Raw genomic sequence first — 2033 nt, 5'->3', positions numbered from 1 at the left:
GCAGCACGACGGCGGCCAGCCCGAGCGCGACCACCCCGCCCGCGGCGAGGACGAACGGCTTCGCGCGGTGCGACCCGGCGGCCGGCGGGGCGTCGAGGGGACGCTCGTCCTCGGGCTCGGGCGCCGCCAGTTCGGCGTCGAGGATGGCGAGCGGATCGGGCTTGGGTTCGGGCGCGGGCTCGGGTTCCTCGGCGAGCTTCGCGTCGAGTTCACCGCGGATCATCAGCGGCTTCGTCTGCGAGAGGTTCACCAGTTCGGCGACCGAGGGCAGCTCGCTCCCCTCGCCCTTGCGTGCCATCGAAAGACCTCCACCCTGTCGGCGTCACCTGGAGGAACCATGCCCGAGCCGCGAGAGCTGCTCCGCTTCGCCGTCGTCGGCTCGGCCGCGTACGGGGTCACCCTACTGGGCGACTACGCCCTGAAGCTCACCGTGTTCCGGGAAAAGCCGGTCACGGCGCTCGCGATCGCGACGATCGTCTCGACGGCGTTCGCGTACCTGCTGTCCCGGCGCTGGTCGTTCGCGGGCCGCGGCGGGCACCAGCGGCTGCGCGAGGCGACGCTGTTCTTCGCGGTCAACGCGGGTGCGGTGGCCGTGAACCTGGTGCCGCCGCTGGTGTCGCGGTACGTGCTGCTGCTGGCCGTCCCGCACGTGGGTTTCGTGGCGCAGGAGATCGCGGACTTCGTCGCGGGGATGGTGCTGGGCACGCTGGCCGGGACGGCGTTCCGCTGGTACGGCTACCGGCGGTGGGTGTTCCCGCGGTCAACGCCACCAGTTGGCGTCCCCCAAGGTGGTGAACCCGAGCTTGTCGTAGAGCGGCTTCCCGGCCCGGGCGGCGGTCAGCGTGACGGGGCGGTCCTCGAAGTGCCGTAGGACGGCGTGCATGAGCGCCCGCCCGACGCCCTTCGAGCGGTGTTCCGGCAGCGTGGTGACCCAGTAGACGCCGCCGACGCCGCCGTGGTCCATGGTGACGCAGGCGCCTTCGCCCGCCTTGAGGAAGACGGCCTGCTCCAGCAGCGCGGCCGGGAAGACCCGCCCGGGCTCGAGGGGCTGGTACTCCTCCAGCGGGAAGCCGCGGACGACGAGGTCTTCGGCCGCGCCCAGCTCCGCGGCGGTCCGCACGCGGGCGACGGCCCCTTCGTCCGGCACGGGCGCGGGTTCGCGGACCATGACCGGCAGCTGCCCCGCGGTCATCCCGAGACCGTCGAGGTCGAGCACCCGGAAGGGATCCTCGACGACGACGGTCCGGCCGTCCGCCCGCATGCTCCGGGCGAGTTCGGTGAGCTCGCGCACGGTGCTGTCGTCCGGTTCCCCGGTCCGCAGCATGATCCGGAAGCGCCTGCCGTCGATCGCGGCGAACCCGGGCCGATCGAGGACGCGGTCGCCCCGGGCGTGCGCGAGGGTGGTCCACATCGCGACGGCGTTCTCGCTGGCCTGCCGCAGCCGCTCGGTGAGCAATCCGGTCATGCCGGGCAGCTTAAGGCGGGACCGACCCGGGCCTGGACCCACCGGCGCCGGCCGTGGGGGCGGTGGCGGCGGCCCGGCCTGCCGTGAATGACTCATTCATGTCGTCGGGCGACATGAATGAGTCATTCACGTCATCCGGCGGCGGTCAGTCGCGGTCCGGCAACACCCGCTCGGCCAGCAGCGCCAGCTCCAGCCGCAGCCGCTCGCCCGGGTCGTCCAGCCGCGCCCCGAACAGCTCCGACAGCTTCTTCAGCCGCGCGCGGATCGTCTGCGGGTGCAGGTCGAGCAGCCGGCCCAGCTCGGGCGCGCTCCCCCGGGTCTGGACCAGCGCCAGCAACGTCTCCGCCAGCTGCTCCCGGCGCCGCCCGGACAGGCCCGACAGCGGCTCCAGCGTCGTCTCCGCGAGCTGCGCCACCAGGAACTCGTCCGCCAGCAGGAGCAGCGTCGTCACGTGGTCGCGGCACCAGACGACCGGGCCCGGCGCGTCCAGCAGGCCACGCGCCGCGAGGTCGACCGCGCGGCGGGCCACCCGGAACGAGTCAGGGGCCGACGCGAGCGGGACCAGCGG

General features: G+C 73.6%; 3 protein-coding genes and 1 pseudogene. 1 reads left to right on the top strand and 3 read right to left on the bottom strand.

Features of this window, described 5'->3' with window-relative positions; genetic code table 11:
* A pseudogene (locus tag G3I65_RS14530) lies at positions 1-298 on the bottom strand (hypothetical protein); the annotation flags it as partial.
* 39 nt (positions 299-337) lie between these two features.
* On the opposite strand from G3I65_RS14530, the gene G3I65_RS14525 reads away from it, so the two are divergent.
* The gene (locus G3I65_RS14525; protein ID WP_160696580.1) at positions 338-871 is read left to right on the top strand and encodes a GtrA family protein; all 534 of its coding nucleotides are present in this window, start codon (positions 338-340) and stop codon (positions 869-871) included.
* On the opposite strand, the gene G3I65_RS14520 is transcribed toward G3I65_RS14525, so the two are convergent.
* Together G3I65_RS14520 and G3I65_RS14515 are read right to left on the bottom strand one after the other, a co-directional pair.
* Complete coding sequence (locus tag G3I65_RS14520; protein WP_160696579.1) at positions 761-1465, bottom strand: GNAT family N-acetyltransferase; 705 nt, start codon at positions 1463-1465, stop codon at positions 761-763. The two genes, G3I65_RS14525 and G3I65_RS14520, sit on opposite strands and share 111 nt — an antisense overlap.
* 145 nt (positions 1466-1610) lie before the next feature.
* A partial coding sequence (locus G3I65_RS14515) for a helix-turn-helix domain-containing protein (RefSeq protein WP_203612386.1) occupies positions 1611-2033 on the bottom strand: 423 nt, incomplete at its 5' end.

Origin of the sequence: Amycolatopsis sp. SID8362 (assembly GCF_010550475.1) — a bacterium.
GTDB classification, from domain to species: Bacteria; Actinomycetota; Actinomycetes; order Mycobacteriales; family Pseudonocardiaceae; genus Amycolatopsis; species Amycolatopsis eburnea.
The sequence above is the reverse complement of the archived record's forward strand: the minus strand, read 5'-3'. Positions and strand labels throughout refer to the sequence as shown.

Coding starts and splice junctions, on each gene's coding strand:
- G3I65_RS14525 (WP_160696580.1), top strand. CDS start 338: ATGCCCGAGCCGCGAGAGCTGCTCCGCTTCGCCGTCGTCGGCTCGGCC.
- G3I65_RS14520 (WP_160696579.1), bottom strand. CDS start 1,465: ATGACCGGATTGCTCACCGAGCGGCTGCGGCAGGCCAGCGAGAACGCC.